This is a genomic window from Leptolyngbya sp. ST-U4, from assembly GCF_039962215.1.
Taxonomy (GTDB): domain Bacteria; phylum Cyanobacteriota; class Cyanobacteriia; order Elainellales; family Elainellaceae; genus Leptolyngbya_A.
Map to the genome: position 1 here is coordinate 45,838 of NZ_JAMPKZ010000014.1, position 22,249 is coordinate 68,086.

20 protein-coding genes and 1 tRNA gene are annotated in these 22,249 nt (G+C 51.5%); 10 read left to right on the plus strand and 11 right to left on the minus strand.

Annotated elements, in window-relative coordinates:
* Positions 1 to 74 precede the first annotated feature (74 nt).
* Together NDA02_RS18735 and NDA02_RS18740 are read right to left on the minus strand one after the other, a co-directional pair.
* The gene (locus NDA02_RS18735; RefSeq protein ID WP_190794560.1) at positions 75 to 1,505 is read right to left on the minus strand and encodes a form I ribulose bisphosphate carboxylase large subunit; all 1,431 of its coding nucleotides are present in this window, start codon (positions 1,503 to 1,505) and stop codon (positions 75 to 77) included.
* A 496-nt stretch (positions 1,506 to 2,001) separates the two neighbouring features.
* The gene (locus NDA02_RS18740; RefSeq protein ID WP_190794559.1) at positions 2,002 to 2,427 is read right to left on the minus strand and encodes a thioesterase family protein; all 426 of its coding nucleotides are present in this window, start codon (positions 2,425 to 2,427) and stop codon (positions 2,002 to 2,004) included.
* Between the two features lie 520 nt (positions 2,428 to 2,947).
* Between NDA02_RS18740 and ligA the strand changes: the two genes are divergently transcribed.
* The 3 genes from ligA to NDA02_RS18755 all read left to right on the plus strand — a co-directional run bounded on the left by ligA (position 2,948) and on the right by NDA02_RS18755 (position 8,104).
* On the plus strand, positions 2,948 to 5,143 hold the full coding sequence (ligA, locus tag NDA02_RS18745) for an NAD-dependent DNA ligase LigA (RefSeq protein ID WP_348255638.1): 2,196 nt from the start codon (positions 2,948 to 2,950) through the stop codon (positions 5,141 to 5,143).
* 49 nt (positions 5,144 to 5,192) lie between these two features.
* Entirely contained in the window at positions 5,193 to 6,935 is a 1,743-nt protein-coding gene (locus NDA02_RS18750) for an alpha/beta hydrolase (RefSeq protein ID WP_190792499.1), read from the plus strand.
* Positions 6,936 to 7,069: 134 nt separating this feature from the next.
* Positions 7,070 to 8,104, plus strand: a complete 1,035-nt coding sequence (locus NDA02_RS18755) for a class I fructose-bisphosphate aldolase (protein ID WP_190792498.1) — start codon at positions 7,070 to 7,072, stop codon at positions 8,102 to 8,104.
* Positions 8,105 to 8,200: 96 nt separating this feature from the next.
* Here NDA02_RS18755 and NDA02_RS18760 read toward each other — a convergent pair whose 3' ends face one another.
* Complete coding sequence (locus tag NDA02_RS18760) at positions 8,201 to 8,524, minus strand: hypothetical protein (RefSeq protein ID WP_190792497.1); 324 nt, start codon at positions 8,522 to 8,524, stop codon at positions 8,201 to 8,203.
* Positions 8,525 to 8,916: 392 nt separating this feature from the next.
* Between NDA02_RS18760 and NDA02_RS18765 the strand changes: the two genes are divergently transcribed.
* Positions 8,917 to 10,254 (plus strand): ribulose bisphosphate carboxylase small subunit, encoded by a 1,338-nt coding sequence (locus NDA02_RS18765; RefSeq protein ID WP_190792496.1) that lies wholly within the window; start codon positions 8,917 to 8,919, stop codon positions 10,252 to 10,254.
* 2 nt (positions 10,255 to 10,256) lie between these two features.
* Here the strand turns inward: NDA02_RS18765 and mazG are convergent, their stop codons facing one another.
* Both mazG and NDA02_RS18775 read right to left on the minus strand, forming a co-directional pair.
* Complete coding sequence (gene mazG / locus NDA02_RS18770; protein ID WP_190792495.1) at positions 10,257 to 11,090, minus strand: nucleoside triphosphate pyrophosphohydrolase; 834 nt, start codon at positions 11,088 to 11,090, stop codon at positions 10,257 to 10,259.
* 138 nt (positions 11,091 to 11,228) lie between these two features.
* On the minus strand, positions 11,229 to 11,786 hold the full coding sequence (locus NDA02_RS18775) for a metal-binding protein (protein ID WP_190792494.1): 558 nt from the start codon (positions 11,784 to 11,786) through the stop codon (positions 11,229 to 11,231).
* A 135-nt stretch (positions 11,787 to 11,921) separates the two neighbouring features.
* Here NDA02_RS18775 and NDA02_RS18780 point away from each other — a divergent pair, with 135 nt between their 5' ends.
* Both NDA02_RS18780 and NDA02_RS18785 read left to right on the plus strand, forming a co-directional pair.
* Positions 11,922 to 12,335 carry a hypothetical protein gene (locus NDA02_RS18780; protein ID WP_190792493.1) on the plus strand — a complete coding sequence of 138 codons (414 nt, stop codon included), beginning with the start codon at positions 11,922 to 11,924 and terminating at the stop codon, positions 12,333 to 12,335.
* Positions 12,336 to 12,458: 123 nt separating this feature from the next.
* Positions 12,459 to 12,531 (plus strand) — tRNA-Val (locus NDA02_RS18785).
* A gap of 288 nt (positions 12,532 to 12,819) precedes the next feature.
* Here the strand turns inward: NDA02_RS18785 and cutA are convergent.
* Complete coding sequence (cutA, locus tag NDA02_RS18790) at positions 12,820 to 13,158, minus strand: divalent-cation tolerance protein CutA (RefSeq protein ID WP_190792492.1); 339 nt, start codon at positions 13,156 to 13,158, stop codon at positions 12,820 to 12,822.
* Positions 13,159 to 13,290: 132 nt separating this feature from the next.
* Here cutA and NDA02_RS18795 point away from each other — a divergent pair, with 132 nt between their 5' ends.
* From NDA02_RS18795 to bchI, 3 genes are all read left to right on the plus strand, one after another.
* Complete coding sequence (locus NDA02_RS18795; RefSeq protein ID WP_190792491.1) at positions 13,291 to 13,488, plus strand: hypothetical protein; 198 nt, start codon at positions 13,291 to 13,293, stop codon at positions 13,486 to 13,488.
* A gap of 44 nt (positions 13,489 to 13,532) precedes the next feature.
* Complete coding sequence (locus tag NDA02_RS18800) at positions 13,533 to 14,201, plus strand: DUF2834 domain-containing protein (protein ID WP_190792500.1); 669 nt, start codon at positions 13,533 to 13,535, stop codon at positions 14,199 to 14,201.
* A gap of 99 nt (positions 14,202 to 14,300) precedes the next feature.
* On the plus strand, positions 14,301 to 15,386 hold the full coding sequence (gene bchI / locus NDA02_RS18805; protein ID WP_190792490.1) for a magnesium chelatase ATPase subunit I: 1,086 nt from the start codon (positions 14,301 to 14,303) through the stop codon (positions 15,384 to 15,386).
* 81 nt (positions 15,387 to 15,467) lie between these two features.
* On the opposite strand, the gene NDA02_RS18810 is transcribed toward bchI, so the two are convergent.
* The 4 genes from NDA02_RS18810 to NDA02_RS18825 form a co-directional block, all read right to left on the minus strand.
* The gene (locus NDA02_RS18810) at positions 15,468 to 16,676 is read right to left on the minus strand and encodes a hypothetical protein (protein ID WP_348255639.1); all 1,209 of its coding nucleotides are present in this window, start codon (positions 16,674 to 16,676) and stop codon (positions 15,468 to 15,470) included.
* 643 nt (positions 16,677 to 17,319) lie between these two features.
* Entirely contained in the window at positions 17,320 to 17,820 is a 501-nt protein-coding gene (locus NDA02_RS18815; protein ID WP_190790337.1) for a hypothetical protein, read from the minus strand.
* A 202-nt stretch (positions 17,821 to 18,022) separates the two neighbouring features.
* Complete coding sequence (locus NDA02_RS18820; RefSeq protein WP_190790338.1) at positions 18,023 to 18,412, minus strand: photosystem I reaction center subunit IV; 390 nt, start codon at positions 18,410 to 18,412, stop codon at positions 18,023 to 18,025.
* A 236-nt stretch (positions 18,413 to 18,648) separates the two neighbouring features.
* Positions 18,649 to 18,954, minus strand: coding sequence for a hypothetical protein (locus NDA02_RS18825; RefSeq protein ID WP_348246752.1), 306 nt, complete (start codon positions 18,952 to 18,954; stop codon positions 18,649 to 18,651).
* A gap of 222 nt (positions 18,955 to 19,176) precedes the next feature.
* On the opposite strand from NDA02_RS18825, the gene NDA02_RS18830 reads away from it, so the two are divergent.
* Positions 19,177 to 19,704 carry an orange carotenoid protein N-terminal domain-containing protein gene (locus tag NDA02_RS18830; RefSeq protein ID WP_190792552.1) on the plus strand — a complete coding sequence of 176 codons (528 nt, stop codon included), beginning with the start codon at positions 19,177 to 19,179 and terminating at the stop codon, positions 19,702 to 19,704.
* Between the two features lie 291 nt (positions 19,705 to 19,995).
* Here NDA02_RS18830 and NDA02_RS18835 read toward each other — a convergent pair whose 3' ends face one another.
* Positions 19,996 to 22,200 carry a tyrosine-protein kinase domain-containing protein gene (locus NDA02_RS18835; protein WP_190792551.1) on the minus strand — a complete coding sequence of 735 codons (2,205 nt, stop codon included), beginning with the start codon at positions 22,198 to 22,200 and terminating at the stop codon, positions 19,996 to 19,998.
* Positions 22,201 to 22,249: the final 49 nt, after the last annotated feature.

The following is a 22,249-nucleotide window of genomic DNA, read 5'->3' on the forward strand; positions in this document are numbered from 1 at the left end:
ATAACAGCTTATTTCTGTCGGTTCAGAAGGAGGCTGCAATTCGCTCTCTGTCCTGCATCCTTCATCTTCGCCTCTTAGATAGTGTCTTGTGCTTCAAACTCGAACTTGATTTCCTTCCACAGTTCGCAAGCGGTAGCCAGCTCAGGTGACCAACGGCAAGCCTCACGGATAATGTCGCCGCCTTCACGCATCAGGTTACGACCTTCGTTCCGAGCCTGGACACAAGCTTCCAGAGCCACGCGGTTAGCCGTTGCACCAGGCGCATTACCCCAGGGGTGACCCAGCGTACCACCACCGAACTGAAGCACGGAGTCGTCGCCGAAGATTTCAACCAGTGCAGGCATGTGCCATACGTGAATACCACCCGATGCGACCGCCATCACGCCCGGCATCGAAGCCCAGTCCTGAGTGAAGTAAATTCCCTTCGAGCGATCTTGCTCCACATAGTTTTCACGCAGCAGATCCACGAAGCCCAGAGTCACTGCCTGGTCGCCTTCCAGCTTACCCACAACCGTTCCAGTGTGGATGTGGTCACCGCCCGACATCCGCAGACACTTCGCCAGAACGCGGAAGTGCATCCCGTGGTTCTTCTGACGATCGATCACGGCGTGCATTGCGCGGTGGATGTGAAGCAGAACCCCATTGTCCCGGCACCACTTCGACAGGGTTGTGTTCGCGGTGAAGCCTGCCGTCAGGAAGTCGTGCATGATGATGGGCATTCCGAGTTCTTTGGCATACTCGGCGCGCTTCAGCATGTCTTCACAGGTTGCAGCCGTCACGTTCAGGTAGTGACCTTTGATTTCACCCGTTTCAGCCTGGGCTTTGTGAATTGCCTCAGCGACGAAGGTGAAACGATCGCGCCACCGCTGGAACGGCTGCGAGTTAATGTTTTCGTCGTCTTTGGTAAAGTCTAGACCGCCGCGCAGACACTCATACACTGCACGACCGTAGTTCTTCGCAGAGAGACCGAGCTTCGGCTTGATGGTACAGCCCAGCAGCGGACGACCGTATTTGTTGATCTTGTCGCGCTCAACCTGAATACCATGGGGCGGTCCCTGGAACGTCTTCAGGTAAGCCACGGGAATCCGCAGGTCTTCCAGACGCAGGGCTTTCAGGGCTTTGAAACCAAACACGTTACCCACGATCGAGGTGAGCATGTTGGTGACAGAGCCTTCCTCGAACAGATCCAGCGGATAAGCAATGTATGCGATGAACTGGTTATCTTCGCCAGGAACGGGTTCGATGTCGTAGCAGCGACCCTTATAGCGATCGAGATCCGTCAGCAGGTCTGTCCAAACGGTGGTCCAGGTTCCGGTTGAGGATTCTGCGGCAACGGCTGCACCAGCTTCTTCGTAAGGAACTCCAGGCTGAGGAGTCACACGGAACGCTGCCAGGATGTCTGTATCCTTCGGCGTGTAGTCGGGCGTGTAGTAGGTCAGGCGATAATCTTTTACACCTGCCTGATACCCAGCTTTAGTCTGGGTTTTAGTTTGAGAGTACGACATGATTTCCCTTCCTGTGAATCACTTCGATCCGAACGCGAAATCCGAACATAGAAACCCTACCCTGCTCACACGCAGCTTGCAGACGCGATCCTTAAAGCGATTGCGTCAAACAGGCAAGTATGCGCCAACCAATTATTGGGCTACCAACATGGGCTACCAACAGCCACAAAAATTCTGTAGTGCTGATCCAGTCAGTCTTGAGTCAGGGCAAATCAACTGGCAACCTTAATATTATCTTTATGTCTGCCCTGTTCACGGGTTCATTCAAAAATATATCAGGAATGTAATAAGTGTATATTTGAATCTTCTTAGTTTATAGATAACGATTGTTTATATATTTGTCGATTGATGAAGCGGAAGACAGACTAGATTTGTTGCTTCTGTTTGCCTGATCAGCGTTTCACGTTTTGCGTCACGGTGAATGTCTTGACTGCTGCTGATCTTAAGAAATATTAAATCATTTAATTGAATTTCCATGCAGGACGTGGTCATTCTGTCAAGCTGATTCAATCGCCTGAAGCAGGCATAGCCGTAGGGATTCAGGCAATTCTGTTTTCTCTCGACGATCGGTTTTAACGCAGACATGAATGGTATGAGCAGCGGCTGCAATTTGATTTGATGACGTTTGATTCGTTGAGGCGATCGAATAGTTCAACCTGAACTTGCTGGCTTTAATTTCGATCGGCTGAAGGTGAACTTGATATACATCGCCACAGCGCATTGGATGTAAAAAGTCAATGCTGGCATGAACGATCGGAACGGCGATCGATCGAGCCGAAAAAAATTCGTTTAAATCAATTCCGCCGGATGCTAATAACGCCTCATAGCTTTCGTGGCAGATCGAGAGGATATTTGCGAAATAAACGACTCCGGCAGCATCAGTGTCACTAAACCGAATGGTGCGTTGATAGGTGAAGGGCATTTTAAGGAGTATTTCAGAAGTTGTACGGTTGGTGGTTAAGGTTTTGCAGTCCCCTAAATTCTCTAACGCTGGGGGATTTTAAGTTGTAGAACGCTCTGATGGGAAAGGAAAGCCTGCAAGATTTGGTGTCTTCTAAAGTTGGCTCCTGTGTCCATATCAGTCACGATATCTGACAACTCGGCTGGCGATTCGCCCCAACCCTAAAGGCTGGTAATGCTGGAGGAGCCGATCGATTTTCCATTCAAAGTCGCCCAGCATTGAGGAATTTAAGCGGCTGTAAAACCTCGAACCGTCGCTAACGTTGCTAGCTTAACTGGTCTTACCCAACTGCGATCGACACTGTAGCTTTAGCTAGAAGGACTTCAGGGACTTTACCACTTCCCTAATATGCTTCAAACCTCTTCCTGAATTAGAAGATCTGCTGTAGTACGGAGGTTCCCAATCGCCCCTGATGGCATACATTAAATAGGCACTCTTGGAGAAATATCTCCGATCGCCCAATGTCACTCGCTTTCCTCCTATGTCCGCGACTCAACAGCCTGTGAATTCTCAAGCCACCCCCCAAATTTCTGTCCAGCAAAGAATTGAAGAACTGCGAAAGCTGCTGCGAAAGGCAAGTTACGACTATTACGTATTGGATAATCCCAGCCTTCCTGATGAAGTTTATGATCGCCTTTATCGGGAACTGCAAGAGCTGGAACAGCAGCATCCAGAGCTGATTACGCTTGATAGCCCAACGCAGCGTGTGGGGGAAAGACCCGCAGCACGGTTTAATTCTGTTAAGCATAATATTCCGCTTTACAGCCTGGAAAACGCGTTTAACATGGCGGAGTTTGCCAACTGGCAGGAACGCTGGCGACGAGTTGTGCCTGAGGTGGAGTCGTGTGAATATGGGTGTGAGCTGAAGATTGATGGCAATGCGCTGGCTTTGACCTATGAAAACGGAGTGCTGGTGCGGGGGGCAACGCGAGGCGACGGCATTACTGGGGAAGAAATTACGCAAAATGTGAAAACGATTCGATCGATTCCCCTGCGTTTAAATCTGGACAACCCGCCACCGATCGTAGAAGTGCGGGGCGAAGCGTTTTTGTCGCTGGAAGTGTTTGAGCAAATTAACCGCGAACGAGAGCAGGCAGGCGAAGCGTTGTTTGCGAATCCCAGGAATGCGACCGCAGGCACTCTCAGGCAGCTTGACTCGCGGGTGGTAGCAAAGCGGCGGCTCGATTTTTTTGCCTATACGCTGCAAATTCCTGGAATGGTGAGCGAAGGGGTACAGGAAGAGGAGAGCCGACCTGCTGCTGATTTAGACGGACAGCTTGGACTGTTTAATGAAGGGTCAGACGGACGATCGCTCCTTCAGCAAACTGCGAAGCAACCGCGCTCTAACGCTGAAATCAGAATCCCCCAGACGCAGATTGACTCGCTCGATGTGCTGTCTCAGATGGGGTTCAAGGTGAACCCGAATCGTGTGCGCTGCAAGTCGCTGGAAGAAGTGGGAGATTACTACGATCGCTTCTCAACGGAACGGCTGACGCTGCCTTATATGACCGATGGCGTGGTAGTGAAGCTTAACTCGCTGGCACTCCAGCAAAAGCTGGGCTTTACTCAAAAGTTTCCGCGCTGGGCAGTTGCGCTGAAGTATCCGGCGGAAGAAGCTCCAACGATCGTAGAAAATATCAGCGTCAATGTGGGACGAACCGGAGCTGTTACGCCGCTTGCTGAATTGCGTCCGGTGCAGTTAGCGGGCACAACCGTTTCGCGGGCAACGCTGCACAATGCCGACCGAGTGGCGGAGCTGGATATTCGTATTGGAGATACGGTGATTGTGCGAAAGGCGGGGGAAATTATCCCGGAAGTGCTGCGGGTGCTGCCTGAGCTGCGTCCTCCAGAGGCTCTGCCGTTTCAGATGCCTACCTGCTGCCCGGAATGCAGCCAACCGCTGATGCGCGAGGAGGATGAAGCGGTGACGCGCTGCGTGAATGTGTCCTGTCCGGCGATTTTGCGCGAGGCGATGATTCACTGGGCTTCTAAAGGGGCACTGGATATTCGCGGACTGGGCGAAAAGTGGGTGCTGCAATTTGTGAATCATGGGCTGATTCATACGGTTGCGGATTTGTATTGCCTGACCGTGGAGCAACTGATGCAGGTAGAGCGCATGGGCAAAAAGTCGGCGCAAAATCTGGTAGAGGCGATCGATCGCAGCAAGCAGCAGCCTTGGGCAAGAGTGCTGTATGGCTTGGGTATTCGGCATATTGGCAGCGTCAACGCCCAAACCCTGGTCGAAAATTTTCCCACCGTTGATGCGCTGGCGCAGGCAGAAATCGCAGACATTGCTGCAATCTACGGAATTGGGGATGAAATTGCTCAGGCGGTGTATCAGTGGTTTCGGGTTCCGGCAAACCTGGCGCTGATCGATCGCCTCAAAGGCGCCGGACTTCAGCTTGCCAGCGATACCACGTCGGTTCGTTCCAAATTGGGCAGATTGGTCGGAAAAACCTTTGTTGTGACAGGCACATTGCCCAGCCTCAAGCGCGACGAGGCAAAAGAGATGATTCAGCAGGCAGGCGGCAAAGTAAGCGATTCTGTGAGCAAGAAAACGGATTATCTCGTCGTGGGCGAAGATGCCGGATCGAAGCTGGAAAAAGCACAAAAACTCGGGATCACCCAATTGTCGGAGGCGCAATTGCTTGAACTAATTGCATCCTTAAACGAATAGTGGCTACAGTCCTATCAGCCCTCTGTGGGCAATCTCCAGGCGAAATCCTATGGCGCACTTTCCTGCATTGCTTCGTCCGTCTCGCTGGCTGCAAGCGGTTGCTTCACGGTTCTCTGGAGGGCTAATCGTCGGTCTTGCCCTGTTTCCGTTCACGCTGTCGGCAGGGGCCGCCTGGAGTGCCGATCGCCTGATATTGTCCTACGGATTGCTGGCGCGATCGCTTCCAGTGGATTCGCTGCGCGTTTATGCCGAGGAAGGAACGATCGATGCTGACCTGCGAAGCTACGGACCCTTCATCAACAACGAACAGCTTGCCCAGTTGCGGCAAGTTCTTAATGCCAGAGCCGAGCTATCTCCGGTTGCAGTGGCGCAGTTTCTTTACACCAAGCAGGGTGAAATTCTGCTCAATCGCCTCGGCAATGTGATTCGGACGGAATCCAACCTGTCCGGGTTTTATGCGATTCGATCGGCACTAATTCTTGCTGCCTCTGAGCCAGAAGGTTTATCGCTGCTCAATGTCCTTGACAGTTTTCCTCATGAGGAAATTCGCATTGATTTAACCGAGACGCTGCGAATCGCCGGAGACCTGTCAGCCCTAATTCGCCAAACGCAAGCCGCGATTGCCCTGGTCGAGCAGCAGGCAGATCAGGAAGCCAGTACCCAATCGACGGTAGAGTTTGCGGTTTTGCCCGATCTGCGCCGTCCTGGAGAATATACCTGGCAGAAAAACACGTTGGAGCTAAACGATCGCCGCCGAAATCGCAGCTTTCCGGTAGACCTTTACCTGCCCCAGACCCAGGCTCAGGCTCAGGTGACAGCAGCTCCGCTCATCGTGATTTCCCACGGCTTAGGCTCCGATCGCACGAGCTATGGCTATCTTGCCCGCCAGCTTGCCTCGCACGGTTTTGTGGTTGCCGTACCCGAACATCCGGGCAGCAACGCTCAACAGCTTCAGGCTTTGATTTCCGGGAGTGCCAGCCAGGTTACTTCCCCCAACGAGTTTATCGATCGCCCGCTCGATATTAAATATCTGCTTAATCGATTGGATGCCCTGAATCGAAACAATCCCCGATTTCGCGGACGCTTTAACGTGCAGCAGGTGGGCGTGATCGGTCAATCGCTGGGTGGCTACACGGCTCTGGCTCTGGCAGGCGGCAGGATTAATTCGGCTCAACTCACGGAGGAATGCGCTCGATCGGAGTCGGAAACCCTGAACTTATCCCTGCTGCTGCAATGTCGCGCCGCTGAGCTGTCCTTACCGATTCCTAACTTAAAGGACGATCGCGTCAAAGCCATTATTGCGATTAATCCAATCGGCAGCAGTTTGATCGGTGCAGCGGATTTCGCCGCGATTCAAATTCCCGTCATGCTGGTGAGCAGCAGTGCGGATACGGTCAGTCCGGCATTGCTGGAGCAAATTGTGCCCTATAGCTGGCTCACCACGCCCAACAAATATCTGGTCATGCTGCAAGGTGGCACGCACTTCTCAACGATCAGCAAAGACGAAACCCGATCAGAAGATCTGGTTGAACTGCCGCCCCAGATCGTCGGACCCAATCCACTGCTGGCACAAACCTATCTGCGAAGCCTCAGCGTTGCCTTTTTGCAAACCTACGTTGCCGATCGCCCCGGCTACACCCCCTATCTGGAATCTGCCTACGCGCAGTTAATCAGCCGTCCTGATTTGCCCGTGCGCTTGGTGCGATCGATCACAGCGGAGCAAATTGCTCAGATTACCGGAACGCCTGTGCCTGATCCAAATGGCACTGAAACCCGCACCTCACGCCGATAAAGATTCTCCCCAATTCAGGGGCTGTCGGTTGTTTTTTGAGCAGGCTCCGATTGCAGAATGCTGCTCAGGATTGATGACGTTTTGAATCGAGATGATCTAGAAGGAATGGGTACAAGCATGATGGAGCGTCAGCCATGTTTGAGAACGAGCTACGAGCCACAGCACAGGCAATGGTGGTAACGGGCAAAGGCATTTTGGCAGCCGATGAAAGCTTTGGCACTGCAAACAAGCGATTTCAAAAACTCGGCATTCCCACGACCGAAGAAATGCGTCGCGCCTATCGAGAAATGCTGTTTACCACGCCCGGAATTGGCGATTTCTTTAGCGGCGTTATTCTGTTTGACGAAACAATCCGACAATCGACCGCCGACGGAACTCCCTTTGTGCAGTTGCTCAGCAATCAAGGCATTATCCCCGGTATTAAACTCGACGCGGGGGCAAAACCTCTGGCAAAGTCTCCCAACGAGCTTGTTACTGAAGGACTGGACGGACTGCGCGATCGCGTCAGAGAATACTACGAACTAGGCGCACGGTTTGCCAAATGGCGGGCAGTGATCACGATTGGGGAGGGCATTCCCACTCGTCGCTGCATCGAAGCAAATGCTCACGCACTGGCCCGCTATGCCGGAATTTGTCAGGAAGGGGGACTAGTGCCGATCGTCGAACCTGAAGTTTTAATGGACGGTGATCATACGTTGGAACGCAGCTACGCTGTGCATGAGGAAGTTCTGAAAACCGTGTTTTATGAGCTGCACCGCTACGGGATTGCGCTCGATCAAATGGTGCTAAAGCCCAGCATGGTGATTTCTGGTCAAACCAGTTCGCAGCCAGCTAGCGTTGAAGCAGTGGCTCAGGCGACGGTGAAGTGTTTGCTCGACTGTGTGCCCGCCTCGGTTCCGGGTTGCGCCTTCCTTTCGGGTGGACAAACCGATCAGCAAGCCACTGAACACCTGAATAGGATGAACGTCCTTTATGGCGGCAAACTTCCCTGGAAGCTGACTTTTTCCTATGGACGTGCCCTTCAGCAAGCGGCAATGCAAGCCTGGATGGGCAAACCTGAAAACGTTCCGACGGCTCAAAAGGCACTTGCGCTGCGGGCGAGATGCAATAGTGCTGCCAGTGTAGGCAAATACAGCCCCGAACTAGAAAAAGTCGCGGTGAGTGTGTAGACGGAAATAGCAAAACTGCATCAATAAAAAAACAAAAAAAGGGGGCAAAAGCCCCTTATTTCATAACATCAATTCTCCAGCCTAAGGGAACATTAATTAACGACTTGCCATGACTTCGCGCTCAACCCCGATCGGATTCCGAATTTCAATCCGTCCGGCATAGGCTGCTTCCAGATAAGTCCCGCGACCGCTTGGGAAAGTTGCCGGATTGCGATCGATTTCGATGTACAGTTCCTTTGCCGGAAGTCCGATTCCACCGAAACCCGCCAGGGTTGCCAGCGCAGCCCCAATGCCAGCCGGCAGGTCAGTGATTAACAGCGTATTGCCATTCCAGCCAACTGCAAGATTGCTGCGATCGGGATTGCTTTTGAACTCAACTTTAGCAATGTTTTCGGTATCAGTTGTAATATAAAAAGCCATGATCTTCTCCTGGTAACGATTGTGTGATGACGCTTGTGGATGAACGAGATAGCGAATGACTGAAAAAGAGATTCAATTCATCGCCGAACTATTTCAGAAAATTTAGAGTGAAATTATTTTTTCTTTATCTAGCTTTTCTGATTTGCGGTTGAATTGCACTCGTGTTTCTCCTCTTCAGAGTCACTGTTTGATTCAGTAAACTTATCTTCTATTTTCAAATTTCAAATGAATCACCGCAGTACCCCAGTGGGTACTTTTCCTTTTGCAAAAACTATCAAATTTATAAATTTAATGAAGCGTTTCTGGAATAATTAAAGGAGTTGGGTAATCGTTCCCGCATTTATTTTCTAAGAAAAATCAAGACTTCGAGCTGTATTCCTCACCCCATTTCCATGAGCTACTACCTTTCTCCGCGCTTTCTCGACAAGCTGGCGATCCACATCACAAAAAACTTTCTTGACCTGCCCAGGGTCAAAGTACCGCTAATTCTAGGAGTCCATGGGCGCAAGGGCGAAGGCAAATCGTTTCAGTGCGATCTGGCGTTTGAGCGGATGGGTGCTGAAGCCGTTTATATGTCGGCAGGAGAGCTAGAAAGCCCCGATGCAGGTGATCCGGCGCGGCTGATTCGCTTACGCTACCGGGAGGCAGCAGATCTAAGCAAAGTGCGAGGACGAATGGCAGTCTTGATCATCAACGACATTGATGCTGGAATGGGGCGGGTTGATCAAGCGACGCAATACACGGTCAACACTCAGCTTGTGGCAGGCACGCTGATGAATATTGCCGATAATCCCACTAATGTGCAGCTTCCCGGCAGCTATGACTCCCAGCCAATCCAGCGCATTCCAATCATCGTCACGGGCAACGACCTCTCGACGCTTTATGCCCCGCTGATTCGGGATGGACGAATGGAGAAATTCTACTGGGAACCTGATCGTGACGATCGCATTGGCATTGTGAGCGGCATTTTTTCCGAGGATCAAGTGTCGCGCAGCACGATTGAACAGTTAGTGGATACCTTTCCCACTCAGTCGATCGACTTTTATAGCGCGCTGCATTCGCGGCTGTACGATGAGCAGGTGCGACAGTTTATCGAATCCGTGGGTATCGAGCGGATTTCGCTGCGCGTGGTCAATAGCACTGAAGCCTTGCCCGAATTTCGTCCGCCCGATTTCAGCCTGCCACACCTAATTGAACTGGGAACGCAGCTCGTTCGCGAACAGCAGCGCATTCAGGAACTCCGGCTGGTGCAGCAATACCACGCTTCGCTGCATCAGGAACCAGCAGAAACGTCAACCTACACCGCTCCCACTGCTCCGACGAGTCGATCGCCGGTTAGGGGAATTGCAGATCGATCGTCTTCTGGAAATGGCGGGTCTGCTCCGGCAGCTTATGCGGGCAATGCTTCCAGTCCTCCTTCTGGGAATGGCTATTCTGGGCGATCGCAAGGCAGCCCCAGCAATTTGACGGCAGAAGCAGGGCAGCAGATTCAAGAACTGGCGGACAATGGCTATCGCATCGCCATCGAGTATGTGGACGAACGGCGATTCCGCACCAATTCCTGGCAGTGCTACAGCAGTGTCGACGGCAGTGCTTCAGCCGCGATGAATGACTTAGAAACCTGTCTGCGAGAACATCAAAACGACTATGTGCGATTGGTGGGCATTGACCCGCGCGATCGACGGCGCGTGATGGAGCGAGTGATTCAGCGTCCTGGAAGCAAAGTGTAAGGCTAGCCCTGTTCCTGCTTCAGGTTTGCCTTTGCCTGCTGCCAAAGCTGCTCTAATTCGTCCAGGGTGTAGTCTGCCAGCGATCGTCCGCCGCCCAATGCCTGCTCAACCTGGGAAAACCGCCGAATAAATCGATCGTTTGTACCGCGCATAGCCTCTTCCGGGTCGAGATCATACCAGCGTGCCAGGTTGACGATCGTAAATAGCAAATCGCCCAGTTCTGCCTGCTGATTTTCCTTCGGCTCCGACTGCAACGCCTGCTCGAATTCTCCCAGCTCCTCGTGAAACTTTGCCCAAACTCCTTCCACGTTCTCCCACTCAAAGCCAACCCCCGCTGCCTTGAGAGAAATTTTCATTGCAGCGGTTAAGGGCGGAAGTGAGCGAGCATAGCGGCTTAGCTTGGGGCTGAGCATCACGGGTTCCTGCGGATGGGCTTGCTCCTCGGCTGCCTTGATTTGCTCCCAATTTTGCTTTACTTGATCAACGCTCTCGACTTCGACTTCTCCAAACACATGGGGATGCCGCCGAATCAGCTTTTCTGTAATCAACTCTGCCACCCTTGCCAAATCAAACTGTCCCGCCTCGCTAAAAATTTGTGCCTGAAGCACGACTTGCAGCAGCAAATCTCCCAACTCATCCGCAATCGACTCCGGCTGACCCTGCCGAATGGCGTCTACAACTTCGTATGCCTCCTCCAGCACGTAAGGCGTGAGCGACTCCGGCGTTTGTGCCAGATCCCACGGACACCCTCCTTCCGGCGATCGAAGCTGCGCTACCACCTCTATCAGCCGCTGCAAATTGGTAAGCATTCTCGATCGATCAACAAAATCAGTCATACTCACACTCGCAAAATTCCAAACTACCACCCTGCAAAACCCCTAACTCCTCACCCAGCTTGCTCGCAGCCGCTTCTTAGGATTGTAGCTCTCCTCATTTCCTCACCCCCTGATTCCCCCATCCTCTGATTTCCTTCCCTACTTTTTTTTCTTCTTCTTCCCCTTCGATCGCCCCAAAACTGCCCGCCAGCCCTTCTTCTTCACCTGCTTATAGGTCGAAAGGCTCCAATCTGCCGTGTAATGGCTAAACGCGCCAATCTCCAGCCCGATCGCAAATCCGAGGATTTCCCAGCGATATTGCCAGAGGCTTTGCTGCATCACCTGCCCAATCTCGCCCCACGTCCAGCCCATTTGCCATAGCTCATTCACGATTGCAATCATGCCCAACCCCAACAAACCCAGCCATGCCAGCAAATAGATAACCCGCAGCACGGTTCCGGTAATTGGCGCGTGGGAAAAGGGCGATCGATGCTTCAAACTGCCGCGATAGGGAATCCAGATCCAGCGCAACCAGCCCCAGCGTTTATAGTGAATCGAGTAAATATCTAGATCGGGACCGAGCATCAGTCCGCCGAACAAAAATCCGGCACAGAGGCTTAAGGTGAAGGGACTCTGGCGAGTGACTGCCAGACTCAAAATGGCAACCAGAGGCAAAGTCCAGAGGGTAATGCGATCGTGGGTGCGACCAGAAGGCATAAGTGTGGCGCAGGCTACCGATTAGGATTTGTTTTGCACTGGGTAACAAGATTTTATTCGAGAATCCGCAGAAATTCAGGTCGCAATTTTGAACTCTGTGATTATCCTATGGATATCGGGTTTAGTATCGCCACTATGAAGTTGTCACTTATTTCTGTTGCAGCTTTTTGTCTCTCTTTCAGCAGTCTGCTTGCCTGGGCAAACGTTTCTGAAGCGATGCCTGCCGCCGTGTCCCCTGCGGTTTCCTTTGGGCCTCAACCTGCCCTAATGCCTACGAGCGTTGATGATGCTGTTGCACCCATTGTTTTTTCAACGGAGGGCAGCGCAGCCGATTTGACCGTCGAAGCCCGATCGCCCAATGCCCCCAGAGCTGATCGTGCCGAAGCGTTCAATCTGACCGCGGAGCAAATCAACCAAAACTTGACAGACCCACCAGAACTGCAGGAAAACCCGCTCAGCGATCTGGCGCAAACTTTTTCTTTGCCAGAAGGAATGGTGGTTCGAGGGGTGAATCGAGGTGGAATCGCGATCGGCTCCGAGCTTCGGTAAGAACATTGCAGCGAAGTGCGCCCTCAAGCGCGATCGTCCTTTAGCCCGGATAGCCTCCGCCGGAAAAACTGTTTGACAAATGCGCTTGGTCTGCTAGTATTAATAATCGTGCAACCAATGCGCGGGCGGTTAGCTCAGTTGGTAGAGCGCCTGCCTTACAAGCAGGATGTCGCGGGTTCGAGTCCCTCACTGCCCATACTTTATCTCTCTTGTCTTGCTGTACGTCTTTTGTACCGCATATCTTGATTTAGATAGCTTGAGTCAGTCAGATCCTGATTCAGTCCAATTGGTTGAGTTCTAAATTGGTTGAGTTTCAAACGCAGGTTCAAGATCGGGCTGCACTGTGTCCCATTTGAGGAAATGGGAGACCAAATTTTTTGATTGATTTCAAAGCCTACAGGTTTCCAAGCTCCGCTTCAAAGCTCTTTTACAGCTCAGGGAGTAAAGCTTGAAGCAAGGACGTTCAGAGATGGGTAGTCAGTCTTTAATCCCTTTGGTTTCCAACCTGTTCTGCAATCCAGGCAAGGTAGGGAGCTGACCCGTGGACTAGCGGCAGGGCAATGATTTCGGGCACTTCGTAGGAGTGAAGTTCGTAGACTTTTGCTTCGAGCTGGTTAAATTGCCGCAGGTCGGTTTTGATCACAAGCTGCCATTCCTGATCGCGATGCACCTCCCCCTTCCAGGTGTAAATCGATCGAATCGGGGTCAGACTAACACAAGCTGCCAAACGAGCTGCCACTAGCCCTTCTGCGATCGTTTCTGCTTCTGACTGCGAGGCGGCGGTCACGAGAACAATGCCGTAATTTTGCGGGTTTTGATTCATACGCTTCCTTCTTCTGTTACTGGTGATTCTGTCCTGGGCAAGCTAGACGACAGCTTCCTCTAACGATTCAAGCGATCTCAGTCAGATTCAAGTCACCTAACCTTCATTCTTTGTTTTAAGGCAGCATCGACCATGGCAAATCCGAAGCCTGTACAAACTCCCGAATTTCTAGCACAGCAAAAACCGAAGTATGGAGAAAAGCCGTTAGGCAACACGATTGCCGTTCGCTTTTCTGCCGAAGTCGATTCCATCTTGCGTGAAAGAGCCGATCGCCAGCAGTTAATCCGTGCTGCGGTTGAAGTCTATCTACGGGATAAGGGCTTGCTGTAGGCTTTATTAGAGAATCAGGAAAAAGTATCTCTGACAAATTATTGATCATGCTACAAGTTGCGCTCTGGCTGCTCTGGGCTAGCTTTATCCTCTACGCCTTTTTGTTTGCGCCACCAAATCAGCCCGACACTCTTAATCTTATTCAAGACTTGATTAGCGGCAACTGGGACGGCATTAACCCGTTAGTGATCGCGCTGTTTAATATCCTGGGTATCGTGCCGCTGCTTTATGCGTCAGTGATGTTTCTAGACGGTCGTGGGCAAAAGGCTCCAGCGTGGTTATTTGCATCTTTTTCGTTTGGCGTTGGCGTCTTTTCGATTCTGCCTTATCTGGCACTGCGGCGATCGAATCCGACCTTTACCGGGCAGAAGAACTGGCTGCTGAAGCTGCTCGATTCTCGCATTACCGGAGGCTTTGTTGCAGTGGGGGCGATCGGTTTACTGATATACGGCATTACTGCGGGCGACTGGAGCAATTTTATTCAGCAGTGGCAAACGAGCCGCTTTGTTCACGTCATGAGCCTCGACTTTTGCCTGCTCTGTCTTTTGTTTCCCGTCCTGTTGCCAGACGATATGGCACGACGCGGATTGTCTGACCGTCGAATTTTTTGGGCAGTGTCGCTAATTCCGCTACTCGGTCCGCTGGCATACATCACGCTGCGTCCGCCGATTCGGGAAGAGAAACCGATCGAGCAAACTGCTGTACAGGTGTAGAGCCTGACTTCCTGTAAGGTTTCTTCCCGTTTGCATCTCTCCTCTTATGTCACAATAGATAACGGTTATTTATACTTTGTTGTCATTACAGGTAGTTCTGTGAGTCCCACTGTTTCAGCCAGCCCCTCTGCCAAAGCTGCGACCCGCCGCGCCGTTTTCCCCTTCACCGCGATCGTGGGTCAGGAAGAAATGAAGCTTGCGTTGCTTCTCAACGTCATTGACCCCAAGATCGGGGGCGTGATGATCATGGGCGACCGGGGAACCGGAAAATCCACGACAATTCGTGCCCTGGCAGATGTGTTGCCTGAAATTGATGTGGTCGCAGGCGATCCGTTCAATAGCCATCCGAGCGATACGGGCTTGATGAGCGATGCCGTCAAGCAGCAGATTGAAGCAGGAGAACCAATCCAGACTGCCAAGAAAAAAGTAACGATGATCGACCTGCCGCTCGGCGCAACCGAGGATCGAGTCTGCGGCACGATCGACATTGAAAAAGCCCTTTCTGAAGGCGTGAAGGCATTTGAACCGGGACTGCTAGCGCAGGCAAATCGCGGCATTCTTTATGTGGATGAGGTAAATTTGCTCGACGACCACCTAGTTGATGTGCTGCTTGACTCTGCCGCATCGGGCTGGAATACAGTCGAACGAGAAGGCATTTCGATTCGCCACCCGGCAAGATTTGTGCTGGTTGGTTCTGGCAACCCGGAAGAAGGCGAACTGCGTCCCCAGTTGCTCGATCGCTTTGGCTTACATGCCGAAATCCGCACGGTGAAAGAGCCAGCCCTGCGGGTGCAAATTGTGGAACAGCGATCGGACTTTGACCAAGACCCGGAGAGCTTTCTGGAAAAATATCAGGTGGAGCAAGATGCCCTGCAACAAAAGCTGATCAACGCCCAAACGCTGCTGCCTTCGGTGAAGATTGATCAGGACTTGAAGATCAAAATTTCCCAGGTCTGCGCGGAGCTGGATGTAGACGGACTGCGCGGCGATATCGTGACCAACCGCACTGCAAAAGCTCTCGCTGCCCTGGAAGGACGAGCAGAAGTAACGGTCGAAGACATTCAGCGCATTATCGTGATGGCACTGCGCCACCGTTTGCGGAAAGACCCGCTAGAGTCGATCGATTCGGGCTATAAAGTTGGCAAGGTGTTTGCCCAGGTGTTTGGTCTGCCTCAGCCGGAATAGCCCCTAATTTCCAGGCGATGGTTTGGTGCTAGCACGAGCGGGAAGCCCAGCCATCGCAACATCATCTAGCACTTAGCCTGCTCAGGGCGTTTGTGATTCAGATGTTTGTGACTCAGACGATCGCACAACTTCCCAGGGAATGCGATTGTCTGCTGCCAGAGCTAGAGCCATTGCCCTTGCCCCTGCAGCGTTAATATGGCTTGGGTCAACAAAGTACTGGTTTTGCATCAGCTCTGATCGCTGGCTCAAATCGACAAATGTAAACTGATGGCGATCGGCAACGCGCTGCATGTGCTGGCGAAACTGCTGCTCGTGGCGGCGACGAAGTGAGTCTAGATAATACTCAGTTAAGGGCAGATTCACATACACCAGACGAATTTGCTGCTCGCGTGCGAACCGGGCAACCAAGAGCGTGGACTGAAGCTGGCTGCCTGTAAGCTGAAAGTTTTGATAGTCACCGTCAAACTGGCCAGGAACTCTGCGAAAGCGGCGAAAATAGGTCTGTGGGTCAAACCGACCGGGAATCACTTCAAATCCGTTTGGGGTGAGGTCGGGTGGCAGCGGTGGACGGGTCGGGCGGCTGGACGCATTTTGGCTAGTTTTTTGATTTGCTTGCAGCGTGAGAGCCATCCACTGGCTGCGCGGCGGAATCGGACGATCGCCCTGCTGCACGCGCCGATAGCCTTCTGAAGCAATAATGCCGTTATAGGTAATATCGGGACGACCGCTATTAAACGCCCGCGACCCGTCTCCCCAGATCACTAGGCGCGGCAACTGTTCGGGCAGCAGAATGTCGTTCAGCAGCACATCGATTACCTGAGCCGTTGCCCCATTGATGCCAAAGTTAAACACTTTTAGCCCTGGATAGCCTCGCTTTGCTAATCCTTCCTGAAGCGCGATCGGATCAATGCCCTGAAGCGCTCGAGAGCTACCAATAATCAGCACATCAGGTTTGCCAAATGTGCGGAGGTAGCGGCTATAGAGGTGAAGTTCCTGGTCAAGCCGCTGACTGTTAAAAGACGGAAAATTATACGGCGGCATCAGCAGATCGGGCATCAGCAGTGGCGGCAGCGGCAAAATCAGCGATGAAAGACGCGGCTGCGGAATGGGCGGAAGCGTATCGTTTTGGCCTGGCTCGATTGTTTCAGGGGAGGGGCTGTCAGCCGATTGATTTTGCTGGGCAATCAGATGATTTTTAAAGCCCAGGATGTTATCTGCTAATGCAGTGCCCCGTAAGCCTTGAAACAGCGTGAACAGCAGTCCAACCAGGAGCAGTTTCTTGAGTTGCATAAAATAACCCCGATGATCCTGACTCGCAAAACAGCTAGAACAGGGCAACTAAAGCTCTATATCCCTCGATCGAAAGAGGGCGTATCAGCAAAACACCGATTCTAAACTATCCTTAAGCTTGAGCTGGGGTCAACTGTTTGCTGCAAAGTGACCAAAGATTGATAAATGATTGGTTTTCAGAGCTTACGGTTTGCGGATCGTTCAATTAAATGGATTAAATTGAGCAACCTTCGTGAACTGCGTCCAGAAGAATGAATAAAAACCTATTTTTGACTCAGGATTAGCCGATTGTAAGCCTCGGGTGCGTTAGGCTTTGCCAACACACAATCCTTACCGATACAGAACCTTTACCGGCTGATGCTTTGCCTATTTATCCAGGATACAGGCGATCGACAAATCATCCGGTAAGAAGAGGCTTAAAAAGTTAGAGTCGTCGCCAAACTGTGAAGAGCAAAAAGCAATAGCAACCCGAACCTGCAATCAAATTGACAGCAAAAAAGCAGCCCCCAAAGGAAAAGGACTGCATGGTTCGATTCCTCCAATATTTGGATATTAGTCAGAGGAGCGATCGGTTCTCTTCTACCTAAAGAGATAGGACACAAGCTGAACGAATCACAAATCAAAATGAATTGATCGCGTTTTACTAAACATTCGTGTTGTTGTCGATCTGCTGTAGAATTTCCTGTGCTTTTTTCACTTCTTCTTGGGTACCGCCATCCATAAGCAGCAGGAAGTTTTGCTCTGTGGGGGTCGAGTCTGCTACCGCCTGTTTATTGACAGAGCCGCCCGTGATTGCTGCGATCGCGGCTCCACCTGCTGCTCCAACACCGCTTGCAATTAAGGTAAAGGTCAAAATTTGGCTAAAGGGAGCCATGCTGGGCGAAGCAGGATCATGCAGACTGAGCGCAGCAATCAAAAAGCCTGCCATTGCCCCTAACACGGTTCCGGCGATCGCGCCTTTCCCCGCATTAGCAGCCGCCTCGGTTTGGGACAGTTTGGGCGTTGATTGCAGTGCCTCTGGAACCAGGGCGAGCCGCTCTGGAGAAAAGCCTGCATCTTGAAGGGCACTGAGAGCAGTTGCCCCTTGCTGAACGTCAGAGAATTTTTTGATTGGATACTGATGGGATTGAGCGAGCTGTACCATGACTGTAAAGTCCTAATTTGCTTCAAGAGGACAGTCAAAAGAAAGTTCAAGTGAATCCTGTCTTCTATTGACGAATTCTTTTGAGCAAAAACACTCGCTCGATGGTTATAAACCACAAAAAAGGGACACTTCTCAGCATCCCAAAGTTCATGATTGACCTCTGCAAAACATTCGATCGTTCGATCGTTCGATCGATTCAAAATTAGCGAGAATCGGTTCCCTGGTTGGGGCTGCCCTCAATGCTTGGATTGTCGGTTCCTGGTGCTTCTGGTGCAGCACCTGATGATGAAGCGCCCGAGCGAACATCGTTGCGTGCGCCCTGTCCGGTTCTGCGAGTCCGCTCATCCAGCGTGGTTTGCTTACCGCCGGATGGCTCGGTGGACGTTCTCGGCTGAGAAGCAGGAACGCTCACTTCGAGCAGTTCATTCATCGAAAAGTTGTTCGTATTCACCCCGGCATAGTTAATCTTTGTAAAACGAACAACGACCGGATACTTGACGCCGCTCTGGTCAACTGATGCGACAGTTCCAAAATCTTGAAACCAGAAGGACTCTTTACGGAGAACCTGAACTGTCGAGCCACGCTGAATCATAACAAGTGTCCCCTTGAAAATAACTAAACAGGAATTAAATCTAAGTTAAACAGATACCCGATGCCTGCACTCCGACATATCTCTCAATAGGCGTATCTCTTAAGCAGGAGATGTTTAAGTTTTGTTACCAAATTTACTGCTCGATCGCTCCCCTCCTACAAAGCCAAAACGCAAAAAAACCACACAGCAAAACTGCATGGTCCTGAAGCAAGAAAAATTAAGTTTTTTGATGTTTTTTAAAGGCGGGGATTCACGTCTTTTGCCATGTCTAGAAAAGCGGCTGGGTCAGCATCCGAGAATCCTTCGGTCGCCTGCGACGCATCAGACTGGCTGCTTATTTTACTGATATCGAGGTTAGGAGAAGTTGCTTCTTCAGCTGCTTTTTCGCCTTCGCCCGTGCGATCGATCGCGGCAACATCAAACTGTTTTGATAATTCATAGTCCGAAGCAACATCAACCTGGGGCATTTTCTCATCGCCCGTCTTGATTTCTTCGACCATGCGTTCAGCATCAAAATTAGAGTTTGCACCAGCTTGAGTCATATTCTACTCCTTGTAACTTTTGCTATAAATATCGCGGATTGAATGGGCTAATCGTACCAACTGCTTTTTCGAGCCATACCACCCTTGAGGCAGATTTAATTCTTTTCGTAGGAGAGATTTCGAAAAGACAATTCCACTTTTCAAAGTCTTTCCTCGGAGCGTTTCAGATGGCTTCAGTAACCTGCTAAATCTAGACGGGAAAAAGTTCGGAGATAACAAACGATGACATTTAATACCGATCAGAACTCTCAACTGCTTGCAGAAAAAGAACAGCGCGTTTTTCAGTCGTATGGTGAATTGGGAATTGACGATCGCCTTGCATTGCTTTATTTGATTTATGAGAAAATGGGCGAGTCGATTACGCCTGCAGCTCCGGCAGCAGCAGAACCTAATCTGGCTCCTGTACTGCTGGGTGATTTTTATCATCTTGGCAAGGACAAACAGCTCGCCGTTATGCGCGAAATTGTGAACCGTGAAGAGACAGAATATTCCAGAGCATACGGCGGTTTGAGAGAAAATAATCAGCTTGCAGTGTGGTATGCCTGGGCAAAGGGCATGGGCGATACCGTAGTGGGAATGCCAGACAACTATCAGCCCACGGAGGCAATCCAAAACCTGCTGAAGGCGCTCGAGGACCTGGAGTTTCAAGAGCAAATTTCAGTTCTGCGTCTGATCGCGAGCAACATGGGCTACAGCGAAGTGGAGCCAATTCCAACTCAGGCAGAAACCGGAAAGACCTCTAGTTTCTAAAGAAACTCCTGATATCTAGACGGCACATCGATATTTCAGCTAGATATTTCGGCAGCGATCGTTCAGAGTCTAGGGGCAGTTGGCAAGCTGCCCTTATTTTTATAGAACGTTTCCTGATAGACGTGAACTGTGCAGATGGTCTGCCGTATCACTAAGTTTCAGAAATCGTAAAACCTTCGATCAGCATTCGGATCGAAAACTGGAGAAATTGATCGAACGCTTTCCCCTGAGCGACAAATCGTTGCTTATCCCATCGTTGCCCATCGCATTGCTAAACCCAACTAACACCCCTTAAGCAGCTTCTGGATAAATCGAATCAATCGGTTCTGCTTCTGGCTCTGGGTCAAACTCAACTTCTGGTACGGGGATATCTGCTCCGTTAATCGTTGTCCCCAAAAACTGAATTTCTTCTGACTCCAATAGCTGCTGCGTCGTTTCGTTCAGCAAACCCTCTTCGGTTACTTCAGGACGCGCCACTAGCATAATGCCATCGCTGAGCGGCTCCAGCAGCAGGGCATCGCTCGATCGACTCAGAGCGGGTGTATCTAGAACGACCCAATCAAACTGTTCTCGTCCGATTTTAATGAGCTGTCGCATTGCGTCCGATTCCAGAATGGCTGCGGCATATCGCTGAGGTGCAAGGCTCGGCACAATAAATAAATGATCGATCGCCGGAACTGCCCGAATACAGCGATCGAGCTGCTGATAATACTCTGCCGATTTAAAGGCTAGACCATCAGGTGGCTGAAGGTGCAGAGCGGTGGCTTGAGAAGGCGATCGAAGGTCTGCTTCAATCAGCAGCGTCTTTTTGCCTGCCCGTGCTGCCGCGACTGCAAGATTATAAGCCGTGACCGTTTTTCCTTCGCCGCTCACTGTGCTGGTAATCAAAACGACCTTTAGCTCAGGTTCGCCCCCAATTCGCTTCAGGTTAGTCCTCAGTCGCTCATAGAAGTCTAGATAGGGTGAGTCCGCTTCTAAGACGGGCAATTGCTCATCTTCCTCGGGCAGCAAAGGCAAAATACCCAGCATGGGAACTTCTTGCTGGCGCAAAGCTGCTTGGATATCTTCAGACGTGTAGAACGTGGGATCGATCATTCCCAGCACCATGACCAGTCCGCCACCAACCAGTACGGCGAATATCCCGCCTAATAATAGAATCATGCTGCCGCTCAAGCTAGCTTCGCTAGTCGCCTCGGTTGCCGGCGGCTCAGCCACAATTAAGCTGCCAACCGTTTCTTCTTGCGCCAGTTTTGCATCTGCTAAGCGTGCCTGTACCTGATTGTAGAAAGTCTGCTTCAGGGCAATCTGCTGCTGAAGTCGCTGCTGTTCGAGCTGCTTATTCGGAATGCTGCCATACTCTCGCCGAAGCTCCTGTTCCGATCGCACTAGGTCGGTGAGCTGCTGCTGAAGGGTTTGCTGCTGAGTGGCCAGCCCGACTAAGGTATCTGCCAGTGCCTTTCGTGCCGGGTCGAGGCTACTGGCTTGGCGAATCTGCTGTAATGCTGTTCTTCGTCCGAGAGCATTATCACGATCCAGGGAAGTCGCGATTGGATTGCCGCCAATCACTTCACCGACCCGTGCCTGAAGCTGCTGCTCATACACTTCGAGCTGACTCTGTAAGTCCAGCATTGTTGGATGATCGGGACGCAGGGTTTTGGCAAATAGCTCCCGCTGCGATTCCACCTGATAAATTCGCGCCCGCAAGTCGGCAAGAATCGGATCGGCACTCAGGGCAGAAGCAAGATAGGCTTGTTCAGGAGTCATGCCCAGACGGTTCTGCAAGCTGCGAATTTGAGCAGTCATTCCCGTGAGGGCTAATCGAAGCTGTCGCTGCTGCTGCTGAGTGCTGGTGATTGCGCCGAGCAAACTACCGCTTTCGGCTGCCTCGATCGCCGTTCCTTCTCGCCGCACATAGGTTTCAAGCTGCTGTTCTGCCGATCGCAGTTCGTCGGTGACTTTCGGCAAAAGCTGATCCAGGTTTTCGATCACGCGCCGCAATTGCTGCGTATTAAATTGACGGCTCTGCTCGATCATGGCTTTCATGAGCAGATTAGTGACTTTTTGCGATCGCTCTTTGCTGCTGTCTTGATACGCCACGGTAATGCGTAGAGCCTGAGAGCCAGCTGGAGCAGCACCTGCAGCTTCTGTGCCATTTCCCGTGACGGTAACTTTGGCACGCTGTGTTAAAGCCAGTTCCGATAGGCGAATCTCCTCTGCTTCAAGCAGCTTGAGCGTCGTGCTAACGACCTGGTTTGAAAGCAGCATTTCCTTGGTTACAGCCTGTCCTTGCTGCTGCAATGCCGTTCCTGTGGCAGAAAAAACGTCTGGCGGCGCGCCATAGGTGAGAGCGCCCTCGGTTACATAGGTTGCTGTGGGTGGCTTTTGCAGCACTGCTGCTCCGCCTGCAAGCCCTGCGACGACCAGGAATCCGGCGAGTCCAGCCCATTTATGTCGATCGAGGGCGATCCAATATCGCTTAATGAAGGGGGGAGTCATGGGTTAGCCCTTGGTTATTGCCCTCATGTTGCCAGCCTTAGTGTTCCCT

Excerpts from the sequence above, each read along its gene's own strand:
- NDA02_RS18775 (WP_190792494.1), bottom strand. The coding sequence starts at position 11,786 with ATGCCTTCTGGTCGCACCCACGATCGCATTACCCTCTGGACTTTGCCT.
- NDA02_RS18815 (WP_190790337.1), bottom strand. The coding sequence starts at position 17,820 with ATGGTACAGCTCGCTCAATCCCATCAGTATCCAATCAAAAAATTCTCT.
- NDA02_RS18760 (WP_190792497.1), bottom strand. The coding sequence starts at position 8,524 with ATGGCTTTTTATATTACAACTGATACCGAAAACATTGCTAAAGTTGAG.
- NDA02_RS18830 (WP_190792552.1), top strand. The coding sequence starts at position 19,177 with ATGACATTTAATACCGATCAGAACTCTCAACTGCTTGCAGAAAAAGAA.
- NDA02_RS18810 (WP_348255639.1), bottom strand. The coding sequence starts at position 16,676 with ATGCAACTCAAGAAACTGCTCCTGGTTGGACTGCTGTTCACGCTGTTT.
- cutA (WP_190792492.1), bottom strand. The coding sequence starts at position 13,158 with ATGAATCAAAACCCGCAAAATTACGGCATTGTTCTCGTGACCGCCGCC.
- NDA02_RS18795 (WP_190792491.1), top strand. The coding sequence starts at position 13,291 with ATGGCAAATCCGAAGCCTGTACAAACTCCCGAATTTCTAGCACAGCAA.
- ligA (WP_348255638.1), top strand. The coding sequence starts at position 2,948 with ATGTCCGCGACTCAACAGCCTGTGAATTCTCAAGCCACCCCCCAAATT.
- NDA02_RS18835 (WP_190792551.1), bottom strand. The coding sequence starts at position 22,200 with ATGACTCCCCCCTTCATTAAGCGATATTGGATCGCCCTCGATCGACAT.
- NDA02_RS18765 (WP_190792496.1), top strand. The coding sequence starts at position 8,917 with ATGAGCTACTACCTTTCTCCGCGCTTTCTCGACAAGCTGGCGATCCAC.
- NDA02_RS18820 (WP_190790338.1), bottom strand. The coding sequence starts at position 18,412 with ATGATTCAGCGTGGCTCGACAGTTCAGGTTCTCCGTAAAGAGTCCTTC.
- mazG (WP_190792495.1), bottom strand. The coding sequence starts at position 11,090 with ATGACTGATTTTGTTGATCGATCGAGAATGCTTACCAATTTGCAGCGG.
- NDA02_RS18750 (WP_190792499.1), top strand. The coding sequence starts at position 5,193 with ATGGCGCACTTTCCTGCATTGCTTCGTCCGTCTCGCTGGCTGCAAGCG.
- NDA02_RS18755 (WP_190792498.1), top strand. The coding sequence starts at position 7,070 with ATGTTTGAGAACGAGCTACGAGCCACAGCACAGGCAATGGTGGTAACG.
- NDA02_RS18740 (WP_190794559.1), bottom strand. The coding sequence starts at position 2,427 with ATGCCCTTCACCTATCAACGCACCATTCGGTTTAGTGACACTGATGCT.
- NDA02_RS18780 (WP_190792493.1), top strand. The coding sequence starts at position 11,922 with ATGAAGTTGTCACTTATTTCTGTTGCAGCTTTTTGTCTCTCTTTCAGC.
- NDA02_RS18825 (WP_348246752.1), bottom strand. The coding sequence starts at position 18,954 with ATGACTCAAGCTGGTGCAAACTCTAATTTTGATGCTGAACGCATGGTC.
- NDA02_RS18735 (WP_190794560.1), bottom strand. The coding sequence starts at position 1,505 with ATGTCGTACTCTCAAACTAAAACCCAGACTAAAGCTGGGTATCAGGCA.